At 67.0% G+C, this 19,461-nt stretch carries 19 protein-coding genes; 7 read left to right on the top strand and 12 right to left on the bottom strand.

Annotation, left to right across the window (positions count from 1 at the left end; all coding sequences use genetic code 11):
- Nucleotides 1-8: 8 nt before the first annotated feature.
- The 4 genes from AC6LJW_RS15220 to AC6LJW_RS15205 all read right to left on the bottom strand — a co-directional run bounded on the left by AC6LJW_RS15220 (nucleotide 9) and on the right by AC6LJW_RS15205 (nucleotide 2,141).
- Nucleotides 9-488 carry a cupin domain-containing protein gene (locus AC6LJW_RS15220; RefSeq protein WP_498087692.1) on the bottom strand — a complete coding sequence of 160 codons (480 nt, stop codon included), beginning with the start codon at nucleotides 486-488 and terminating at the stop codon, nucleotides 9-11.
- A gap of 2 nt (nucleotides 489-490) precedes the next feature.
- Nucleotides 491-1,066, bottom strand: a complete 576-nt coding sequence (locus tag AC6LJW_RS15215) for a tautomerase family protein (protein ID WP_498087691.1) — start codon at nucleotides 1,064-1,066, stop codon at nucleotides 491-493.
- 89 nt (nucleotides 1,067-1,155) lie between these two features.
- Nucleotides 1,156-1,905: a pirin family protein gene (locus AC6LJW_RS15210; protein ID WP_056561863.1), complete on the bottom strand. Its 750-nt coding sequence runs from the start codon at nucleotides 1,903-1,905 to the stop codon at nucleotides 1,156-1,158.
- Between the two features lie 20 nt (nucleotides 1,906-1,925).
- Nucleotides 1,926-2,141 (bottom strand): rubredoxin, encoded by a 216-nt coding sequence (locus AC6LJW_RS15205; RefSeq protein WP_498087690.1) that lies wholly within the window; start codon nucleotides 2,139-2,141, stop codon nucleotides 1,926-1,928.
- A 136-nt stretch (nucleotides 2,142-2,277) separates the two neighbouring features.
- Between AC6LJW_RS15205 and AC6LJW_RS15200 the strand changes: the two genes are divergently transcribed.
- On the top strand, nucleotides 2,278-2,925 hold the full coding sequence (locus AC6LJW_RS15200; RefSeq protein WP_056561858.1) for a GntR family transcriptional regulator: 648 nt from the start codon (nucleotides 2,278-2,280) through the stop codon (nucleotides 2,923-2,925).
- Between the two features lie 6 nt (nucleotides 2,926-2,931).
- On the opposite strand, the gene AC6LJW_RS15195 is transcribed toward AC6LJW_RS15200, so the two are convergent.
- The 7 genes from AC6LJW_RS15195 to AC6LJW_RS15165 all read right to left on the bottom strand — a co-directional run bounded on the left by AC6LJW_RS15195 (nucleotide 2,932) and on the right by AC6LJW_RS15165 (nucleotide 10,944).
- On the bottom strand, nucleotides 2,932-4,152 hold the full coding sequence (locus AC6LJW_RS15195; RefSeq protein ID WP_498087689.1) for an MFS transporter: 1,221 nt from the start codon (nucleotides 4,150-4,152) through the stop codon (nucleotides 2,932-2,934).
- Between the two features lie 95 nt (nucleotides 4,153-4,247).
- Entirely contained in the window at nucleotides 4,248-5,039 is a 792-nt protein-coding gene (gene map, locus AC6LJW_RS15190; protein ID WP_056561851.1) for a type I methionyl aminopeptidase, read from the bottom strand.
- Nucleotides 5,040-5,285 carry a ParD-like family protein gene (locus tag AC6LJW_RS15185; protein WP_056318213.1) on the bottom strand — a complete coding sequence of 82 codons (246 nt, stop codon included), beginning with the start codon at nucleotides 5,283-5,285 and terminating at the stop codon, nucleotides 5,040-5,042. It abuts the gene before it with no gap.
- A 72-nt stretch (nucleotides 5,286-5,357) separates the two neighbouring features.
- Nucleotides 5,358-6,104 carry a DUF2894 domain-containing protein gene (locus AC6LJW_RS15180; protein ID WP_498087688.1) on the bottom strand — a complete coding sequence of 249 codons (747 nt, stop codon included), beginning with the start codon at nucleotides 6,102-6,104 and terminating at the stop codon, nucleotides 5,358-5,360.
- A 19-nt stretch (nucleotides 6,105-6,123) separates the two neighbouring features.
- A complete protein-coding gene (locus AC6LJW_RS15175; RefSeq protein WP_498087687.1) occupies nucleotides 6,124-6,774 on the bottom strand; it encodes an OmpA family protein in 651 nt (216 codons plus the stop codon).
- Complete coding sequence (locus AC6LJW_RS15170) at nucleotides 6,771-10,067, bottom strand: DUF802 domain-containing protein (RefSeq protein ID WP_498087686.1); 3,297 nt, start codon at nucleotides 10,065-10,067, stop codon at nucleotides 6,771-6,773. Before AC6LJW_RS15170 ends, AC6LJW_RS15175 begins: the two co-directional genes overlap by 4 nt.
- Nucleotides 10,068-10,077: 10 nt before the next feature.
- The gene (locus AC6LJW_RS15165) at nucleotides 10,078-10,944 is read right to left on the bottom strand and encodes a DUF3348 domain-containing protein (protein WP_498087685.1); all 867 of its coding nucleotides are present in this window, start codon (nucleotides 10,942-10,944) and stop codon (nucleotides 10,078-10,080) included.
- 188 nt (nucleotides 10,945-11,132) lie between these two features.
- Between AC6LJW_RS15165 and AC6LJW_RS15160 the strand changes: the two genes are divergently transcribed.
- The 4 genes from AC6LJW_RS15160 (at nucleotide 11,133) to fhuE (ending at nucleotide 16,002) form a co-directional block, all read left to right on the top strand.
- Nucleotides 11,133-11,720, top strand: coding sequence for a M23 family metallopeptidase (locus AC6LJW_RS15160; RefSeq protein ID WP_056561840.1), 588 nt, complete (start codon nucleotides 11,133-11,135; stop codon nucleotides 11,718-11,720).
- 77 nt (nucleotides 11,721-11,797) lie between these two features.
- The gene (locus tag AC6LJW_RS15155) at nucleotides 11,798-13,027 is read left to right on the top strand and encodes a helix-turn-helix domain-containing protein (protein WP_498087684.1); all 1,230 of its coding nucleotides are present in this window, start codon (nucleotides 11,798-11,800) and stop codon (nucleotides 13,025-13,027) included.
- 31 nt (nucleotides 13,028-13,058) lie between these two features.
- Nucleotides 13,059-13,703, top strand: coding sequence for a Vgb family protein (locus tag AC6LJW_RS15150; RefSeq protein ID WP_056566594.1), 645 nt, complete (start codon nucleotides 13,059-13,061; stop codon nucleotides 13,701-13,703).
- A gap of 103 nt (nucleotides 13,704-13,806) precedes the next feature.
- The gene (fhuE, locus tag AC6LJW_RS15145; protein WP_427986772.1) at nucleotides 13,807-16,002 is read left to right on the top strand and encodes a ferric-rhodotorulic acid/ferric-coprogen receptor FhuE; all 2,196 of its coding nucleotides are present in this window, start codon (nucleotides 13,807-13,809) and stop codon (nucleotides 16,000-16,002) included.
- Between the two features lie 24 nt (nucleotides 16,003-16,026).
- Here the strand turns inward: fhuE and AC6LJW_RS15140 are convergent, their stop codons facing one another.
- A complete protein-coding gene (locus AC6LJW_RS15140; RefSeq protein WP_056566593.1) occupies nucleotides 16,027-16,956 on the bottom strand; it encodes a LysR family transcriptional regulator in 930 nt (309 codons plus the stop codon).
- A gap of 120 nt (nucleotides 16,957-17,076) precedes the next feature.
- Here AC6LJW_RS15140 and dsdA point away from each other — a divergent pair, with 120 nt between their 5' ends.
- Nucleotides 17,077-18,426: a D-serine ammonia-lyase gene (dsdA, locus tag AC6LJW_RS15135; protein WP_498087683.1), complete on the top strand. Its 1,350-nt coding sequence runs from the start codon at nucleotides 17,077-17,079 to the stop codon at nucleotides 18,424-18,426.
- 48 nt (nucleotides 18,427-18,474) lie between these two features.
- A complete protein-coding gene (locus AC6LJW_RS15130) occupies nucleotides 18,475-19,455 on the top strand; it encodes a Bug family tripartite tricarboxylate transporter substrate binding protein (RefSeq protein ID WP_498087682.1) in 981 nt (326 codons plus the stop codon).
- The last annotated feature ends 6 nt before the right edge of the window (nucleotides 19,456-19,461 follow it).

The raw sequence follows: 19,461 nt of genomic DNA, 5'->3' as shown, positions 1-19,461 counted from the left end.
GTCAGTCCTCAAACGCCCGCTTGCTCCGTGTGCAGCGGCGGTCCAAGAAACTCCACATGCCACTTCTGCCCGAACGCGTTCAACGCGTCGTGATCGAGTTTTCCCTCGCGCATGACCTCGCCCAACCCCAGAAAGAAAGCCTTCGCGTCCATGCCCGGCAGTATCTGGACGAACTGCCGCGCCGGCCGGTCGGTGATGTTGACGAATGCATGCGCCGCGCCGCCAGGCACGCTGACGACGTCGCCCGCATCAGCGGTGAACCGTTCGCCGTCGACTTCAAAGAGATATCGGCCTTCCAGCACGTAAAACACCTCGGTTTCCCGGTGCCGGTGCACGGGCGGGCCAAAGCCCGGCGCGTTTTCGGCTTCGATGCTGGTGAGTACGCCGTTGGTGAATTCCGGCGGGACGCGCACACGCAGCGTCAGGCCGATCTGCGGGATCAGGATGGGCGATTCCTGTTTGGTGGAACGAATGAACTCGAAGGCCATCGTCATTCTCCCTGCGTCGCGGGCGCGGCGGACAGTGCCGGCAGCAGGCCGCCGGTGCCCGGCGGATAAAGCGACGCTGCATATTGTCTGGCCTTGGCCTGGAAGTAGGCTTCGACCCACTTGAAACGCTCGCCGTCCTTGGCGAGCCCGACGGTGTTTGCGATGGCGGCGAGGCTGATGGTGTGTCCGCCCGCGCCCCAGTTGCCTTCCGAAACTTCCTCGATGATGACCAATGCGCCGCTGCCGTCTTCGCGCGTGGCGCCCAGGCTTTCCATCATGGCTGCGTGCACTGACGCGTGGACCTCGGACTTGTGCTGCTGGCTCATGTAGCCTTCAGGAATGCTGACGCGGGCGAGCAGGCGGCCGTGGGTGCGGATGGGCGTGTCGTCGATCTTACCGCCGACCCACCAGTCTTCGGCGGGAACTTCGGTGAACAGCACGGACGCGAAAGCCAAACCGCCCGGGGTGCGGGCGCCGCCTTCCATCGTCAACAGCACTTCCGTCAGCCGCTTGCCCATTTCCTTCTTGCTGACGGGGTCGAGCATCCCCTTTGCGTAATACAACTGAATCACTGGCATGACATTCTCCTTGCCTTTCCCTTCACCCGGCGGCAAGCGGCGCGGGCAATACCGGCGCCGCTTGCAACGCTGGTTGATCCGGGGCGGCGCTATTGGATGGTTTCAATAATGAGGAGATCGGCGCCTTCACCGTCCGTCTGAATCGTGACGGGGCGGTCTCCCCAAACGCCTCGGCTATCGCGGCGTGCCAGGGTGATGTCGTCGACGCTGGCTTCTCCATCCAGCATGAACACATACACGCCATGACGGTTCGATTTGGGCTTGTATTGCAGATGCATTGCCTGATCCGCCACCAACCTTGAAACGGATACGTCCTGGCTGATCCGTAGTGCGCCATCGGCATTGCCCACCAGTTGCGTAAGCTGATTGCGGCGCGTGCTCGCATCGAAATGACTGCGCGTATAGGAAGGCGGCGTCAGCAGACGGTCGGGCAGGACCCAGAGGTACAGCACTTGCATATCGGTGCTGGCCAGATTCAATTCGGAATGCTTGCCGCCAGAGCCGGCAGAGAACGCGTAGAAGTCGTTCGGTCCGAGCTGGTCGATATTGCCCACCGTGTTCACGTGCGTCAGCGTGCCCGCCAGGACGAATGCGCAAATGATGAAGTCATGATGGCGGTGCATGTTGTAGCCGCTGCCGGTGCCGCTGAATACTTCTTCGCCAAAGACGCGGATCCGCCCGAATCCGGGAACGCCGCTTTGGTAGGCGCCAAAGTTGAAGCTGGAATGGCGGGTCACCATGCCTTCGGGGTGGCCGGCGATATAGCTAGACGCTTCGCCCGTCGACAGGAATTTTTCAAAGCCGCGGTCGTGTGCGCGCAGCACAAAGTCATTGTTCATGATGAGTTCTCGGCAGGCGTTCAGACGAGGGCGTGCGCGGCGACGTCGGCGCTGGCGTACGGGAGTTCGACCATTTCGAAACGGCTCTTGGGGGTGCCGCAATCGGGGCAGACCCAATCGTGGGGGATGTCGGCCCATCGGGTTCCGGGAGGAATGCCGTGTTCGGGCAGCCCCAGGGCTTCGTCATACAGAAAGCCACAGCCAAGGCAGACGTGGCGCTTCAAAGGTTCATCCATCGATGTCTCCAATGGGCCAATTTGCCTCGGCCCCGGGCGAGCGCTAGGTAGCGCGTGACGCATTTATATAACGCGTCACGCGCTACCGCAAGCGATTTGATATAGTGACGGTTCGATTTGTCGGAGGGCAGTCACGATGGAAAGCGTCACCAATTTAAGAGAGACGGTGCTGGCGCAATTGCGCTCGCGCATCGTGTCGGGCGAAGCGGCGCCGGGCACCATTTATTCCGTGCCGGCGGTGGCGACCGAGATGGGCATGTCCACGACCCCCGTGCGCGAGGCGTTGCTGGAGCTGAGCCGCACGGGATTGGTCTCCCCGTTGCGCAATCGGGGGTTTCGCGTGGAAGCGGCCACGCCCAAAGACCTGGAAAATCAGTTTGACGTTCGGATCATGCTCGAGGTGGGGGCACTGGTCACCCTCGCGCGGAAAGGGTTGACCGATACGGAGCCGCTCGTCCGGCTGGCCGACGACGTCGCCGCTGCGGTGAAGTCAGGCAGCGTGACGGACTACATCGAAACGGACCGCCGGTTTCATGAGGCGTTGGTCGCGCGCGCCGAGAACCCGTTGCTGACGCGAATGATCATGGGGTTGCGGGCAGACATGCGGCTGTATGGCATCAGCTCGCCCGAAGGTTTAGAGCGGCAGCGCGCGTCCGTTTCCGAGCATTATGAAATGATCGAGCTTGCGGCGACTCGGAAAACTGAAGCCATCGCGGCGTTGATCACCCGGCATATTGAATCGTGGAAACCGTTGATGACGGCGGCGCTGCGGGAATTGGCGTAGTCCCACTCAAGACATCACCACCTCCGGCTGCCGTTGCAGCCGCAGCACCGGCGACGTGAATAGCACGGCGAACTGGATGAAAAACCCGACGGTCGACATCCACAGACACGCCTCCACCCCAAACCGCGCCGCCAACGTCGCGCCGATCAGCGCGCCGATGGGCCGCGCGCCGAAATTCGCGGTCACGATGACGGACGAGACCCGTCCCAGCAGGGCATTGGGCGTAACCGATTGGCGAAGCGTGGTGGTGGTGATGGTCCACAGGATCGGCCCGGCGCCGAAGAAAAAGAATCCCACCGCTGCCCACGCGCCTGACGGAAAGACCAGCGTCGACAGCAGGATGAAGCTGGCCAGCAAGGCAGACAGCGGTCCCGCGCCGATCACGGCGCCGAACGGCAGGCGGCGGGCGAGCCACGGGGCGGCGAGGGCGCCGGCCAGCATCCCCGCGCCGTAAACGCCCAGCGTGACGCCGACGCCCGCTGCAGACAAGCCCAGGCGGTCGACGGCGTAGGCGACGTAGACGGCCAGCAGGACGAACCAGGCGGTGTTGAAGAAGAGCGCGGTCAATAGGACCGGCCGCAGCAGGGGATGCGTGGCGACGAAGGCGGCGCCTTCGCGCAGTTCCGAGATGGGATGGCGGCGCGGAGCAGGCTTGGGCGCGTCCTGCGGCAGGCCGGCCAGGAGCACGGCAGCCAGGAGCGACAGCGTGGTCGCGAGCACATAGGCGGTCGAAGCCCCCATCCAGCCGACCAACGCGCCGCCTGCGGCGGGGCCGGCCGAGAAGGCTGCGCTGCGCGCCAGCTCAAGCCAACGGTTGGCGTTGGCCAGTTCCGTGACCGGGACCAGCTTGGGCACGAGGGCAGGCGCCGCAACGTTGTAGGCGACGGTGCCCACCGCGCCGATGAAGCCCAGCGCGGCCAGCCATTGCAAGCTGAGACCGCCCATCCACAGCAGCGCCAGCAGGCCGATCAGGCTTGCCGCGCGCACGGTTTCGGCGGCGGTCATCAGTGACCGGCGCGACGTCCGGTCCGCCAGCACGCCGGCGGGCAGGGACAACAAAAGGAACGGCAACGTCTGCGCGGTCTGCAGATAGCCGGTTTGCGCAGCGGTGGCGCCCAGGGCCAGCACGGCATACAGCGGCGCGGCGGCGAGCGCGATCTGCTCGGAGAACTGCGCGGCGAGGTTCGACGCCGCAAGTCGGCGGAAAGCGGAGGGCAGGGCGGGCATGGACGAGACGGCGGGCGCCGCAAAAACACCAAGGGCACGATCATGATCGTACCCCTGCGGCCCTGCACTCCGGTCCTTGCTAGGACGCGTCCCTGTCAGGGAATGGGTGGGTAGTCGCCGAAGCCGTCGGGCCAGGTGGTCAGCACGTCGTAGCCGGTCTCGGTGACGACGACCATGTGCTCCCACTGCGCGGACAGCGATCGGTCCTTGGTGACGACCGTCCAGCCGTCGGGAAGCTGCTTGGTCTGGGGCTTGCCGGCGTTGATCATGGGCTCGATCGTGAACATCATGCCTGGCTGCAGCACCATGCCTTCGCCGGGGCGGCCGTAGTGCAGCACCTGCGGGTCGTCGTGATAGATCTGGCCGATGCCGTGGCCGCAGTACTCGCGCACGATGCTGAAGTGCTCGCGGTGCGCTACGGTCTGGATGGCGTGGCCGATGTCGCCCAGCGTGGCGCCGGGCTTGACGGCCATGATGCCGGCGCGCATGGCCTCGTACGTAGTGTTGACCAGGCGGCGCGCAAGCGGGCTGGGCTGGCCGACGTAGTACATGCGGCTGGTGTCTCCGAACCAGCCGTCCTTGATGACGGCCACGTCGATGTTCAGGATGTCGCCGTTCTTGAGCACCTTGGCCGACGGGATGCCGTGGCAGATGACGTGGTTGACCGACGCGCAGATGGTCTTGGGAAAGCCGTGGTAGCCGACGTTGGCGGGCGTGGCCTTGAGCACGTTGACGATGTAGTCGTGGCAGACGCGGTCAAGCTCATCCGTCGTGACGCCCGGGCGGACGTGTTCGCCGATCATGTGCAGGACTTCGGCCGCCATGGCGCCCGCCTTGCGGGCCATTTCGATGTCGGCGGCCGATTTGATGGAAACCTTCTTGGCCATTTACGCGGCCTCCTGCTGCGCGGGTTGCGGCAACCCTTGCGAGAGGGACGCGATGGTGAAGCCTTCTGCCTGGTCGATGCGAATCAGCAATTGGCAGATATCGGCGTGGCGCAATTCGGGATACAGCTCGGAGAGCATGCCGATGCGCATCCAGTGTTCGGCCTGGGAGTTGATCGAGCGGCTGAGGGCGCCGCTGGCGACGCGCAAGTTCTCATGCATTTGCTCGGAAATCTTGACGATACCCATAGTGGATGTTCCGTATATGTTTTGTATATGGAACGTATCGTACTGCGGGGCGTCGCCGCGTGCAAATCACCCTCAGGCGGATTCCTCGGGTTTTTTGTCTTCCTTGGGTTCCTTAGGTTCTTTGGGCTCCTTCCTGGGCTTGGCGCGCGCGGACTTCTTGGCGGCGCCAGCGCGCGGCGCTTCCTTGGGCGCGGGGGCGGCTGCGGCGGTCATCTGTTCCATCCACATCAGCGCGTCGGTGTACGACAGGAACTGCTGCAGATAGCCGGGCGACATTTCGCGCATCAGGGACAGCGCGCGGTGCACAAGCTGATTGGAATTGAGCGGGCCGGCGTTCTTGTGGACCTGTTCCTGCGACTGGCGCACCTGGCGGTCGGCGCTGAAGCGCGACCAGAGCGCCCGGAATTCGTCGAGCAACGGCAGTTCGGGGTAGGCGGCGCGCAGGCCTAGCGGGTCACGGGAATCGTGGGAGGTTTCGCCCGGCAGGGCGTCTTGGGCAGGGCTACCGGCGGCCAGGGAATTGCCACGGGGATTGCCCAGATAAGCGATCAGCTCGGCCAGCGACCCGCCCGACACGGCGTCTTGCGTGGCATCTGTATCAGCCTCAGCCCCCGCAACTGCAGCCGCATTCTCCGCGCCCTTCAACTCCCCCTCGTACGCCGCGATCAGACCAGCGACCCGCTCGTCCAGCCGCTGACGCGCCGCGCCCTCGTACGCGGCCGCGCGGCGGTCCAGCGCGTCGATCAGGTGAAAGTGCAGCGGGTTCATGCGGTCCGCGCCGCTGGCGCGCCAGGCGTCCAGCACCGCGCGCGCGTTCATCACCTCTGCGCGGCTGCCGTCACTGCTCACCGGGCTTACCCGCGTCGTTGGATGGCTTGGGGATGGGCGTGATTTCCACGCGGCGGTTCTTGGCGCGGCCTTCCTCGTCGGCGTTCGACGCCACGGGTTGCTCGGCGCCAAACGCCGCGGCAAACACCGTGGAGGACGGCACGCCTTCGTCGATCAGGGCGCGGGTCACGGTGAGCGCGCGCTGGGCGGAAAGGTCCCAGTTGTCCGCGAAGCGGCGATTGCCTTCGCGCACCTGCTGGTCGTCGGTGAACCCGCTGACCATCAGGATTTCGTTGTGGGTGTTCAGGTAGGCGGACAGCGGCTCGATCAGGCTTTTCAGGATTTCGCGGCCCTCGGGCTGGAGCTGGTCGGAGTTCAGCGCGAAGAGCACGCTGCCGCTGATGCCGATACGGCCGTTGATAAGCGTTACCCGGCCGGCGGCCAGGGGGCCCGCCAGCGCCTGCTCCAACGTCTCGCGGCGGTGGGTTTCTTCCTGGCGCTGCTTGACCTCTTCTTCCAGCCGCGTCGACAGCTGCAACTGCACCGCGACGACGCTGACCAGGATGAGGACGAAGGCGCCCAGCAGCACGGACATCAGATCGCCGAAGACGGCCCAGGCAGGCGCCGTTGCTTCCACGCCGCCGTCGATATCCTCGCTCATGCCGTTTCCGCTCCGGCGGTGGCGCGCTGGGTGGCCAGCTGTTGCAGGTTTTCGATGATCTGCTTCTGCGACATCAGGCTCAGGTCGACGACTTCACGGGCCTGCGCCACGTAGTAGGAAAGCTGCTCGTCGCCGCGCGCGATGGATTTGTCCAGCGCGGCCTCGATGCGTTGCAGATGCGCGGTGAGCTTGTCGTTCGATTCGCCGAAGGCCTGCACCGCCGCGCCGAAGGATTCGCCCAGGCTGGCGACTTCGACGGCGCCGCTGGTGACCAGCGACGCCACGTCGGACAGCTTGCCGGTTTCGGACTCGACCTGCGCGGTGAACTGCGCGCCCACGCGCTCCAGCATGTCGGCCGACGACGCGACCAGCGCGTCCACGGCCGTGCGCTGCTCGGCGGCGGTGTGGTTGACGGCGTCGAGCAGCGTGCTCAGCGTTTCCAGCAGGCGGTTGCGTTCCTGCAGCATGTCGTTGTCGCGGACCATGCTGTCCGAGAGCTTCTGGCGCAGTTCGCCGATGACCTCTGCGGCGGCGCGGGGCGCCTCGGAGGCCGCTTGAACCAGACGGCCGATCTCGGCGATGGTCTCGCTGGCATGGGCCTGCGTCTGCGCGGTGATGTCCTGCGCGGTGAGGCTTAGGGTGTCGCAGATTTCCTGCTGCAGGCCGGCGGTGTGCGCGCCTGCCTGCTGCCATTCGGTTCGCAGCGCATCGGCCATGGCCGCCAGCTTGGCGGTCCAGGCGGCAAGGCGTTCCTCGTCGTTGGCCGCAAGCGCCGTTTGCAGGGCGGTGTGCGATTGTTCCAGCGTCTGCAGCAGTTCGGCGGCTTGCGTGCCGAAGGCGGCGGACGCGGCTTCCAGCGCCTGGCGATTGTCGCTGGCAAGTTGCTGGCCGGTTGCTTCTTGACGCGCCTGGGCGTCGATCCAGGCCTGCGTGACGCCGCCCGCGGCCGTTTCCAGACGCGTGGACACGCTTTCCAGCAGGGCGGCCTGTTGCTGCGTCTGGGCCGAGATGTCGCGGGCGGTCTGGGTGAGCGCGTCGCTGATTTCGAGCTGGCGCAGAGCGGCTTGCGTGCCGGCCTGTTCCCATTCCTCGCCCAGCTTGGCGGACATCGCCATCAGCGAGCCGGTCCAGGCAGCCAGACGTTCCTCATCGCGCGAAGCCAGCGCGGTTTGCAGGTCGGCGTGCGACTGGTCCAGGGTGCGCAGCAACGCGTCGGCATGCTGGCCGAAGGTGGCCGCGGCGGTTTCCAGCGCGCGCTGGTTGTCGGCGGCCAGTTGCTTGCCCAGGTCCTCCTGTTGGGTCTGCGCGTGCAGCCAGGCTTGCGTGACGCTGCCGGCCGCCGTTTCCAGACGCGAGGACACGTCCTGCAGCAAGCGGGCCTGCGCGTCGGTCTGGCCGGCGATGCCGCGCGCGGTCTCGGCGAGCGCGTCGTTGATTTCCTGCTGGCGGGCCACGGTGTTCGCGCCGGCCTGTTCCCATTCCTGGCCCAGCTTGGCGGTCATGGCGCCCAGCGTGTTGCTCCAGGCGGCAAGGCGGTCTTCGTCGCGCGCGGCCAGCGCGGCCTGCAGTTCGGTGTGCGACTGGTCCAGCGTGCGCAGCAGCGATGTAGCGTGCTGCTCGAAAGCCGCGGTGGCGGCTTCGAGTGCGGCCTGATTGCCGGCGGCCAGCTTGCCGCTGGATTCTTCCTGGCGGGCGAGGGCGCGGGTCCATTGGTCCGCCACGCCGTTGGCGGCAGCCTCCATGCGGGCCGACACGCCTTCCAGCAGCGCCGCTTGCGCCGCAGCTTGTTCGGAAACGTCGCGCACGGTCTGCGCCAAGGTGTCGTTGATGTCTTGCTGGCGGGCGGCAGCCTGCGCGCCGGACTGTTCCCATTCCTGGCGCAGCGTGGCGCCCATCGCGCCCAGCGTTTCGGTCCAGGCGGCCAGACGTTGCTGATCGCGCGAGGCAAGATCGGTTTGCAGCGCGGCGTGCGAGGCGTTCAGGGTGCGCAGCAGCGACGCGGAATGCTGTTCGAAGCTGGCTGCCGCGGCGGTGAGCGCCTGCAGGTTGTCGCCGGCCAGCTTTTCGCCGGCTTGCTGCTGGCGCGACAGCGCGTCGGTCCAGGCTTGCGACATATTGCCGGACGACGCCTCCAGGCGCGCCGACACGCTGTCCAGCAGATTGGCGGAGCGCTCTTCGAAGGTGTGGGCGAAGCGGTCGAGCGAGGCGCGCAGGTCTTCGGCCATGGCCTCGCTGGCGCGCTGCTGGCCGGCCACCGCCTGGCTCCAGATGCCGGCAACGTCGGTCGTCGCGGCTTGCAGGCCGGCGGTCAGGCCTTCCAGCTGCTGGCGGACGGCCTGCGAGACGGTGTCCTGCAGCGTGGCGGTCTCGCGGGACAAGCTGTCCATGGTGGCTTGCACAACGGGCTGCAGGGCCTCGCCGGCGGAGCGGGCGCTTTGCGCGACGCTGTCCTTCATGGACTGTTCCATCACGGACGCGAGGCGAGCGTAGGCGGCTTCGGCCTTGCCCTGGAAGGCGGTCTGGCTGGCGATCTGGCGTTCATTTAACGCCTGATTCTGCTGCTCCATGCTCTTCATCATGGATTCAAGCTGCCCGACAATGGCGGGCATGGCTTCGGCCTGGCGTTGCATGACCTCGGCCTGGCGCTGGAGCAGCTTGAACGATTCTTCGCGCTGGTAGCTTTGCGAGTACACGCGCAGCGTGGTGGCCGCCTTGGTGTCCAGCAGTTGCGCCGCGTGGACGCGGTCGCGGCGGCACAGCGCGGCCAAAAGGCCCAGCATGGCGGACGCGGCCACGCCGGCAATCGAGGTGCCGAATGCAAAGCCCAGCCCCTTGACGGGCGCGGCCAGCGACGCGCGGATCGCGGCCAGATCGGTGGAGCTTTCAAGGGCGAGGCCGGTGCCGCGCAGCGTCACGACCATGCCCAGGAACGTGCCCAGCATGCCCAACAGGACCAGCAGGCCGACGAGGTAGGGCGCCAGCGACGGACCGGGCAGGCCCACGCGCTCGCCTTCGATGCGCAGGCGCGCCGCGTTGCGCAGACCAGCCGGCAGCTTGTCCAGCCAGGCGCCCAGGCTGCCCGGCGCTTCCTTCAGGTCCGACACGGCGCGCGTGAGCGCGGATGTTGCCTGCTGGTAGCGCAGCAGCTCAAGCGCGCCGGCCAGATAACAGACACCGATCAGCAGCGTCACGGCCAGCGCCAGCGGGTTCGTGCCCGCGTAACCCGCACCGATCCAGCCCACAACGGCCAGTCCGGCCAGAAAAACCACGATATTGATCAGATTCTTGGACATAGTGTCCTAATTAGCTGGTGCGAAGGGCGGCGAGCAGCCCTTCGACCGGTTGTAAACGAACATCCAATTCGGCCAGCAGCACGGCGCGCATGTCGGCGCGGAACGTGTCCAGCCAGGCGCCGGGGGTAACCGCGGCCGCCGGCGGCGTCTCGCGGGCCGGCGCGGCCTCAAGGGCGGGCTTGGCCGCATCGCCCGCCGCGTCTGCGTCGGCGCCTTGCGGCGCGGCAGACCCGGCTTCGGCCGGCGCCTCGTCTGCCTCCTGGGCTTGGGCCGCCGCCTGCACTGCTTCCTCGGCCTTGCGCAGCCGGTCGAAGTGCGTCTGCAGCAACTTCGGAATCGCGCCTAGCAGGGCCCGCTCCTTGGGCAGCAACGCGCGGTCCATGATCGCGTCCACGACTGCCAGGCGCGTCCATTCGCCATTGCGCGCCGCGACCATTCCGCGCAGCCGGCTGCGCAGATTGCCGATGCTGGTCTCCATCGTGTGCTGCAACGACAGATACCGCTGGCGAAAACTCGAATAATCGAACTCGTCCTCGGCCAGGGCGGCAGCCAGTTTCTTGGCGGGCGCCCGCGCCGGGGCGACGCGCTTGGCGGCCGTGGCCGCCGTGTCGCTGGCGATCGCGTCGGCCAGGGTGGTGCGCACGCGCACGCATTCGCGTTCTTCGGCGCTGCTGAACAGGCGGGCGCCGGGCGCAATGACCGGCGGACTAGTATTCAACGCCGCCGACAGGGCGATCGCGTCCGTCCAGCCAAGCCATTGGCTCAGATGGTCGGATAGCGACTGCCTGGACTGCTGGACTTCCGCGTCCGTCAGGCGAGTCAGCAAGCGAATGAGCGTCGGGCCGCTTAAACCTGTGCGCTGGGGGGCTTGCAACATACCACCAGAGTCAAAAAGGGGGGAGTTTACACGCTGCGACGGCCTGAGAGGGCCTGTCGGGACGGCCCGGGCGGTAGCTGCCGCCACAAAATGGGGTCGCATCATAGGTGCTGCATCACAGGCGCTGCAATACTGTGTCGCCGCCAGGTGGCGTGGAACCCTGACCCTGCCTGGCCGTCGAACGTTGCATGGATGCCCGCACCCCCTGGCGATTTGCCCGACGACTTTTCATCCTTGCCGCGCTTGCCGCCATGGCTGTCTGGGCCTGGCCGCGTCTGCCCGAGGCGGCGCGCGCGCCCTGGCACATGGCGCGGCTGTCCTGGCAGGACGCGCCGCTGTCCCTGCCCGTGCCGGTGCAGGGCATCGCGCCGCGGCGGCTGGCGGACACCTGGGGCGCGGCGCGGTCGGGAGGACGGACGCACCAGGGCATCGACATCTTCGCCAAGCGCGGTACGCCGGTGTTGTCTGCCACCGAAGGCGTGGTCACGCGCATCGGCGAGAACACGCTGGGCGGCCAGGTGGTGTGGGTGATGGGGCCGGGCCGGCAGATGCACTATTACGCGCACCTGGACGGCTACGCGGATATCCGCCGCGGCCAGCTCGTCGCGCCGGGCGACGTGCTGGGTTTCGTGGGCAATACCGGCAACGCCAAAGGCACGCCGCCGCATCTGCACTACGGCATCTATGCGGGGGGCGGGGCGCTCAATCCGTATCCGCTTTTGATGGCGCCCAGCGCGGCCGGCGGATCCTCTCTGCCGGTGTCGGCCGCGCAATAGCCCTGCAATCAGCCTGCCGCGCGGTGTAGATTTGTTCCCTGGTCAAGAAAAGCGGGGCAGGCGGTGGCGCATCTTCCATGGACTTTCTGATTGAAACGGCGGCCCGTGCGCTGGCGGCGGGAGACCCGCTGGGCGCGTTGAACCACGTCGCGCTGCGCAGCGACGCGCCCGCGCTGGCCCTGCGCGGCATCGCCTTCGCGCAATTGGGCGATCTGCCACGCGCCAGGGCGCTGCTGCGAAGCGCCGCGCGAACCTTCGGTCCCCGGCAGGCGGTGGCGCGGGCGCGCTGCGTGGTCGCCGAGGCGGAAGTCGCGCTGGCTTCGCGCGATCTCGGCAACCCGGACAAGGCGCTGGACGCCGCGCGCGCCACGCTGCAGGCGCAGGGCGACGTGGTCAACGCGGCGCATGCCCGCCATTTGATGGCGCGCCGCCAATTGCTGCTGGGACGGCTGGAAGACGCCGAGCGCACGCTGGCCGAGGTGGATCCGGCCGCACTGCCTTGGGCTTCGCAGGCCATTCAAGAGTTGATCGTCGCGGGCATCGCACTACGCCGCCAGCAGGCAGCAAAGGCCCGGGCCGCGCTGACGCGTGCGGGACGCTGCGCCGAGCAAGCCGGGATTCCGGCGCTGATGGCGGAAGTGGACCACGCGGTGCGGGCGCTGGACGCGCCGGCCGCCCGGCGCATGGGACAGGCTGGCGAATGCACGGTGTCGCTGGACGAAGTTGAGGCCTTGCTGGCGTCGGGAACGCTGGTGGTGGACGCCTGCCGGTACGCCGTGCGCGGTGCGCAAACGACGGTCTCGCTGGCTGGCCGTCCCGTGCTGTTTGCGTTGGTGCGGGCGCTGGCGCAGGCCTGGCCGCAGGACGTCACGCGCGATGCGCTTATCGCCCAGGCGTTTCGCACGCGCTATTTCGACGAGACGCACCGCGCGCGCCTGCGCGTCGAAATGGGCCGTCTACGCACCGCGATCCGCCCGCTGGCCGGCATCCAGTCCACTCCGCACGGCTATACGCTCACGCCGGCCGGCACGGGCGGCGTCACGGTGCTGGCGCCTGCTGGCGAAGAAGCGGATCCGGAGCAGGGCGCGCTGCTGGCCTTTCTGGCCGATGGCGAAGGCTGGTCGAGTTCGGCGCTGGCGCTGGTGCTGGGCTCCAGCCAGCGCACCGTGCAGCGCGCACTGGAGGCGCTGGCCGAGGCCGGCAAGGTGCAGGCCTTCGGCCAGGGACGCGCGCGGCGCTGGATGCTGCCGCCGGTGCCCGGATTCGCGACAAGCTTGTTACTCCCGGCGATTTTGCCCGGCCAGTAGCATGGATGCATGCCTACAACAGGAAGCCATCATGAAACGATCACAAGCCGAAATCCTCCGCGAATATGGCCCATTCCCGGGCGTCGAGGCCGTCCATGGGCTGACGTACGACGGCAAGCAGGTGTGGTTCGCCACGGGCGACAGCCTCGTTGCCCTGGACCCGGTCACCGGACAGACGTCGCGCTCTCTCGACATCACGGCCAATGCCGGCACGGCCTTTGACGGCACGCACCTCTATCAGATCGCCGATGGCCGGATCCAGAAGGTCGATCCGCAAAGCGGGAACGTGCTGTCCACCATTCCGGCGCCGGGCGGCGAGGGCGTGTCTGGCCTTGCCTGGGCGGAAGGCAGCCTGTGGGTCGGCGCCTACCGCGACCGCAAGATCCACCAGGTCGATCCCGAGACCGGCAACGTGCTGCGCACCATCGATTCCAATCGCTACGTGACGGGCGTTACGTGGGTGGACGGTGAGCTATGGCACGGCACGTGGGAAGCCGAAGAAAGCGAATTGCGGCGTCTTGAACCGCGCACGGGCGAAGTGCTGGAAGCGGTCGAGATGCCGGCGGGCGTGGGCGTGTCGGGCCTGGAGTCCGACGGCGGCGCCCGGTTCTATTGCGGCGGCGGCGAGAGCGGCAAGGTGCGCGCGGTGCAGCGGCCGGGCAAGGCCTCGGGTTGACGCGAACAGTGGAAAAAAACAACAGTAGATGGAGATGAGAAGGATTTGCATTTAAACTTCGTGCCGATTTGTCCCCCTTAGACTCACTCGGTAGGAAGCTCCAATGCAAGCAGAAAGACGCGCCGGACGCGGCTCAATCGTTCACCCACGTTTCGTGCTGCGCCGCACGTCTGCGGCGGTTTTCCTGGCGTTGGCCTCCGGGGCAGTTGCCGCGCAGGACGCCAGCGTGTCGACGCTGCCCTCGGTGCAGGTGGTGGGCGACAACGCTAATCCGAACACCACCGAGGGGACGGGGTCCTATACGCCGCGTTCCACCGCAGCCAGCACGGGGCTGTCGCTGTCGCTGCGCGAGACGCCGCAGTCGGTGACCGTGATGACGCGTCAGCGCATGGACGACGAGGACATGCGGTCGCTGGCCGACGTCATGGGCAGCACGCCCGGCATTTCGGTGCAGAACTTCGACAGTGAGCGCTACACGTTCAACTCGCGCGGCTTCAGCATCAGCAATTACATGTACGACGGCGTGCCCACGTCCTTCGATGTGGGCTATGCGGCGGGCGAGTCTTCCGTCGATCCCATCATCTATGACCGCGTGGAAGTCGTGCGCGGCGCGACGGGCCTGATGACGGGCGCAGGCAATCCGTCCGCCTCAATCAACCTGGTGCGCAAGCACGCCGACAGCCGTGAGTTCAAGGCGGACCTGAGCGCGGGCGTGGGCAACTGGGACACCTATCGCGTGACGGCCGACCTGTCGACGCCGCTCAATGCCGAAGGCACCGTGCGCGGCCGCATCGTCTCGGCGTACCAGGACAACCGGTCGTTCCTGGACTACTACCAGAACAAGAAAAAGGTCTTCTACGGCGTGGTGGACGCCGACCTGACCTCGCGCACCACGCTCAGCGTGGGCTACAACTACCAGGACAACGAGCCGCAGGGCAGCAGTTGGGGCGGCTTTCCGCTTTGGTACGCCGACGGCGGCCGCACCGATTGGCGGCGGTCGCTGAACACCGGCGCGCGGTGGAGCTCGTGGGGCAGCACCACGCAGGGCGCCTTCGCCAGCCTGGAACATCGTTTCGACAACGACTGGCGCGTGCAGGCGGTGGGCTCGTATTCCAAGAATGAAATGGACGGCAAGCTGCTGTACCTGTACGGCTGGCCGGATCGCGAGACCGGCCTCGGCATGGGCGCGTCGCCCGCCTGGTACCTGGGCGACCGCAAGCAGAATGCGCTGGATCTGAAGGCGAATGGACCGTTCACGCTGTTTGGCCGCCGCCACGAAGCCGTGGTGGGCGCCAGCTTCAACCGGCAGAAGGGCGACTTCAACTACCGCTCGGCCATCAATGCGGCAGGCGTGGGCAACTTCCTTGAGTGGAACGGCTCGTATCCCGAACCCGACTGGAACGATTCCACCATTGCCAACCGCTACACCACCACGCAGACGGGCTGGTACGGCGCGCTGCGCCTGAACCTTGCCGATCCGCTGAAACTCATCGTCGGCGGGCGCTACAGCACCTGGAAGACCAACTCGATCGGCTTTGGCGGGGAAGGCCGCACGGAGTTCGACAAGAACGCCTTCACGCCCTACGCCGGCCTGCTGTACGACATCAACGACACCTACACGGCCTACGTCAGCTACACAAGCATCTTCAATCCGCAGACCTACCAGGACCGCAACGGCAATTGGCTCGATCCGCTGGAAGGCAAGTCGTACGAGGCCGGCATCAAAGGCGAATGGCTGGAGGGCCGCCTGAACGCCAGCGCCGCCGTTTTCCAGATCGACCAGGACAACGTGGCGCAGGCCGACCCGGGCCAGATGGTGCCGGGCACGACCAATCAGGCCTACACGGCCGCACAAGGCACGCGCAGCCGCGGCTTCGACCTGGAAGTGTCGGGTGAAGTGACGCCGGGCTGGAACGTGGCTGCGGGATGGTCCCACTGGACCGCCAGCGACGGCGAGGGCAACGCGATCCAGACCGACCAGCCGCGCAGCCTGGTGCGCGTCTTCACCACGTATCAGTTGCCGGGCGACTGGAACCGCCTGACGGTGGGCGGCGGCGTGAACTGGCAGAGCCACGTCTACACCATCGCCAGCGGCCCCAACGGCGACGAGCGCGTGGGCCAGGGCAGCTACGCCATCACCAACCTGATGGCGCGTTACCGCTTCAACCGCAGCCTGTCGGCGCAGGTGAACGTGAACAACGTGTTCGACCGCAAGTACTACAGCCAGATCGGCTTTTACAGCCAAGGCGCGTGGGCCGCGGGACGCAGCGCGATGCTGACGATGCGCTACCAGTATTGATCGCGGGCATTACGTGGCCCGGCATTACGCGGGCCCGACCGGTCCGGAGGCCGCCCGCGCGGTCTCCGCGATGCTGGCGATGAAGGCCTTGGCGGCCTCGGGCATGATGCGGCCGGCCAGCGTCTGCACCTCGAAGTGGCGTTCGTTCATTTCGCGGTCGCGGAGCGGCACGGCGACGATTCTTCCCCATTGCAGGCGGTTGCGGATGGCGAGTTCCCCGCAGAAGGCGACGCCGCCGCCCGCGCTGGCAAAGCCGACCAGGGCGTCGATGCTGCGGCTGGTGAATGCCGGCTCGCAATGTAGTTGCTGGCGGCTGCAACTGATGTCGATCAGCTGGCGCAGGGTGGAATCGGGGCTGGGCAGGGCCAGCGGATACGCCATCAATTGCGCCAGCGCCATCTCGCGCCGGTCGGCCAGCGGATGGTCGGCCGCGAGGATCGCGCGCACCGGCGCCGGCACGCGCGCTTCCACCCGGATGTCGCGCTGCGACGTGAGGCTGAGGGTAACGCCAATATCCGCCGACCCATCACGGATGCGCTGGGGGATCTCTTGTTGCGAGCAAACGTCCAGCGAGAACCGGATCCCCGCATAGTGCTGCCGGAAGGCCGCGATGGCCGCCGGCACGAACTCTGACGCATAACCCTCGGTGCTGACGATGCGCACATGGCCCTGGCGCAGCCCGCGCAGCGCCAGGATGTCGCCGGCCACGCGCTCCACGTCCTGCTGCATGCGTTTGGCGTGCGCGGCCAGCAGTTCGCCCGCGGCGTTCGGGACCATGCCGCGCGCGCGGCGCTCGAACAGCAAGGTGCCCAATTCACGTTCGATACGGGCGATCTGCCGGCTGACGGCCGAGGGGGCGACGTCCAGCCTGCCCGCGGCCTCGCTGACCGAGCCGGTGCGCACGACTTCCAGGAAATATCGCAGGGAAATCTCCTGCAGGACGCGAGGGTTCATGGTCAGTTCCAAGGTTTGCGGAAAACGCAAAGAAGAATTCTAACCATTGATATTGCTGCAAAGCGCTGGCCACCTCTAGGATGTGGGCATTATTTGCGCTTTCCATTTGCTGCCACAGCCATGTTTCAACCCGACGCTTCCTCCCATTCTCCCGTTCTGGATTCCCTGCGGCAGGCAAAGCCGGTGCTGTGGACCGGGACTGTCACGACCGCCACCGCTGGCGGGCCGGGCGCGCACTTCCTGATGGATCAAGTGCTGTCCGCGCAGGAGCGCTTTGCGCGATTCGCCCCGCTGCTGGCCGAACTGTTTCCGGAATTGGCCGAGACGCGCGGCGTGATCGAGTCGCCGCTTTTGCCCGCCGCCGCCATGCAGGCGGCCATCGGCCTGCCGCACCATGACGGACGCTTGTGGATCAAGGCAGACCATGCGCTGCCGGTGGCCGGTTCGATCAAGGCGCGGGGCGGCATCCACGAAGTGCTGGAATTTTCCGAATCGTTGGCGCTGCGGGAAGGCCTGCTGTGCCCGGGCGACGACTACCGGAAACTGGCCGGCCCCGAAGCCCGGGCCGTTTTCGGCCGCTATCAAGTTGCCGTGGGCTCCACCGGCAACCTGGGCCTGTCCATCGGCGTGATTGCATCGGCGCTGGGGTTCCGGTCGGCCGTGCATATGTCCGCCGATGCCAAGGAATGGAAGAAGGCACGACTGCGTGCACGCGGAGTCGAGGTCGTCGAGCACGCGGGCGACTACGAAAAGGCGGTGGCCGCGGGCCGCGCGCAGGTCGAAGCCGATCCCTTTGGCTATTTCGTCGACGACGAGCGTTCGGCGTCGCTGTTCCTGGGCTACGCCGCCGCCGCGCTGCACCTGCGCACGCAACTGGCCGATGCGGGCGTGCGTGTCGATGCCGAGCATCCCTTGTTCGTCTACCTGCCTTGTGGCGTGGGCGGGGCGCCGGGCGGAATCGCCTTCGGCCTGAAGCAACTCTTCGGCCCGCACGTGCATTGCTTCTTTGCCGAGCCGGTGCAGTCGCCGTGTTTCCTGGTGCGCATGATGGCCGGCCGGGGCGAACTGCCGGGCGCGCCGGCGTCCGCGTCGGTGTACGACGTGGGCTTGACCAACGTGACCGAGGCCGACGGCCTGGCCGTCCCGACGGCATCGGAACTGGCCTATGCGGCCGTGGGCGCGCATCTGGGCGGCGTCTACACCGTGGAAGACGACACGCTGTACGCGGACCTGGCCCGCCTGAAGGACAGCGAGGGCCTGCGCATCGAACCGTCCGCCGCGGCCGGGTTCAGCGGGCCGCGCCACCTGTGCGGCACCGAAGCCGGCCGGGCATGGCTGCGCGCGCAGGGCCTTGACGCGCATCTGCCGCGCGCCACGCACCTGGCCTGGACCACCGGCGGGCTGTTCGTGCCCGACGAAGAATATGACCGATTCCTGAGCCGCGGGCGATCGCTCGCGGCCGGCAACTAGGCGCCGACAGACGCGCCGCTTTTCCACCACTTCCCTTCGAGCACCGCCATGAAAACCTCGTTTCTTGCAGTCAGTCTCGCTTTTGCCAGCACCGTCGGCGCCGTCGCGCCTGCGGTGGCCCAGGATGCCTATCCCAGCCGGCCGCTCACGCTGGTCGTGCCCTTCCCGCCGGGTGGCGCCACCGATGTGCTGGGCCGCGTGGTGGCGCAGAAACTGGGACAGGAATTGGGCCGCACGGTCGTGGTGGAAAACCGCGCTGGCGCGGGTACGGTGATTGGCGCCAGCTTCGTCGCCAAGGCCGCGCCCGACGGCTACACGCTGCTGGTCAGCTCCGGCACGACGTTCACGGTCAACCCGGCCATCCAGAACAACCTGCCGTACGACCCGGTCAAGAGCTTTGAACCCATCGGCATCGTCGGCCGCACGGGGCTCGCGCTGCTCGCCAACCCCAAAGTGCCGGTCAAGGACCTGAAGGAATTCGTGGCCTATGTGAAGGATCCGGCCCACGACCAGCCGCCGTACGGCTCGTTCGGCACCGGCACCACGGCGCATTTCGTGGGCGAGGCGTTCACGTCGGCGGCCAAGTTGAAGATGACGCACGTGCCGTACAAGGGCAGCTCGCCCGCAATGACGGACCTGATCGGCGGACAGATTCCGTTTTCGGTCGACACCGTGGCCGCGGCGCTGCCGCAAAGCAAGCAGGGCAAGGTGCGCGTGCTGGCGGTGTCCGCTCCCAAGCGCTCCGCGTTCTTGCTCGACGTGCCGACGTTCGCGGAACAGGGCTACCCCTCGGTCGCCATGGATACGTGGCTGATGGTCGCCGCGCCGCGCGGCTTGCCGGCCGACGTGAAGACGCGGCTGGAGAAGGCGCTGAAAGCCACCGTTGAATCGCCCGAAGTGGTCAAGAGCCTGGAGGCGCAAGGTTTCGAAGCCGCTTTCGCCAGCGCTGCCGAGGGCGAAGCGCTGATCCAGCAGGAACTGCCCGTCATGCGTGAAGTCGCGCAGCGGGCCAACATCAAGATCGACTGAAGGAAG

The organism is Achromobacter sp. 1012554356, assembly GCF_059760815.1.
The sequence above is the reverse complement of the archived record's forward strand: the minus strand, read 5'-3'. Positions and strand labels throughout refer to the sequence as shown.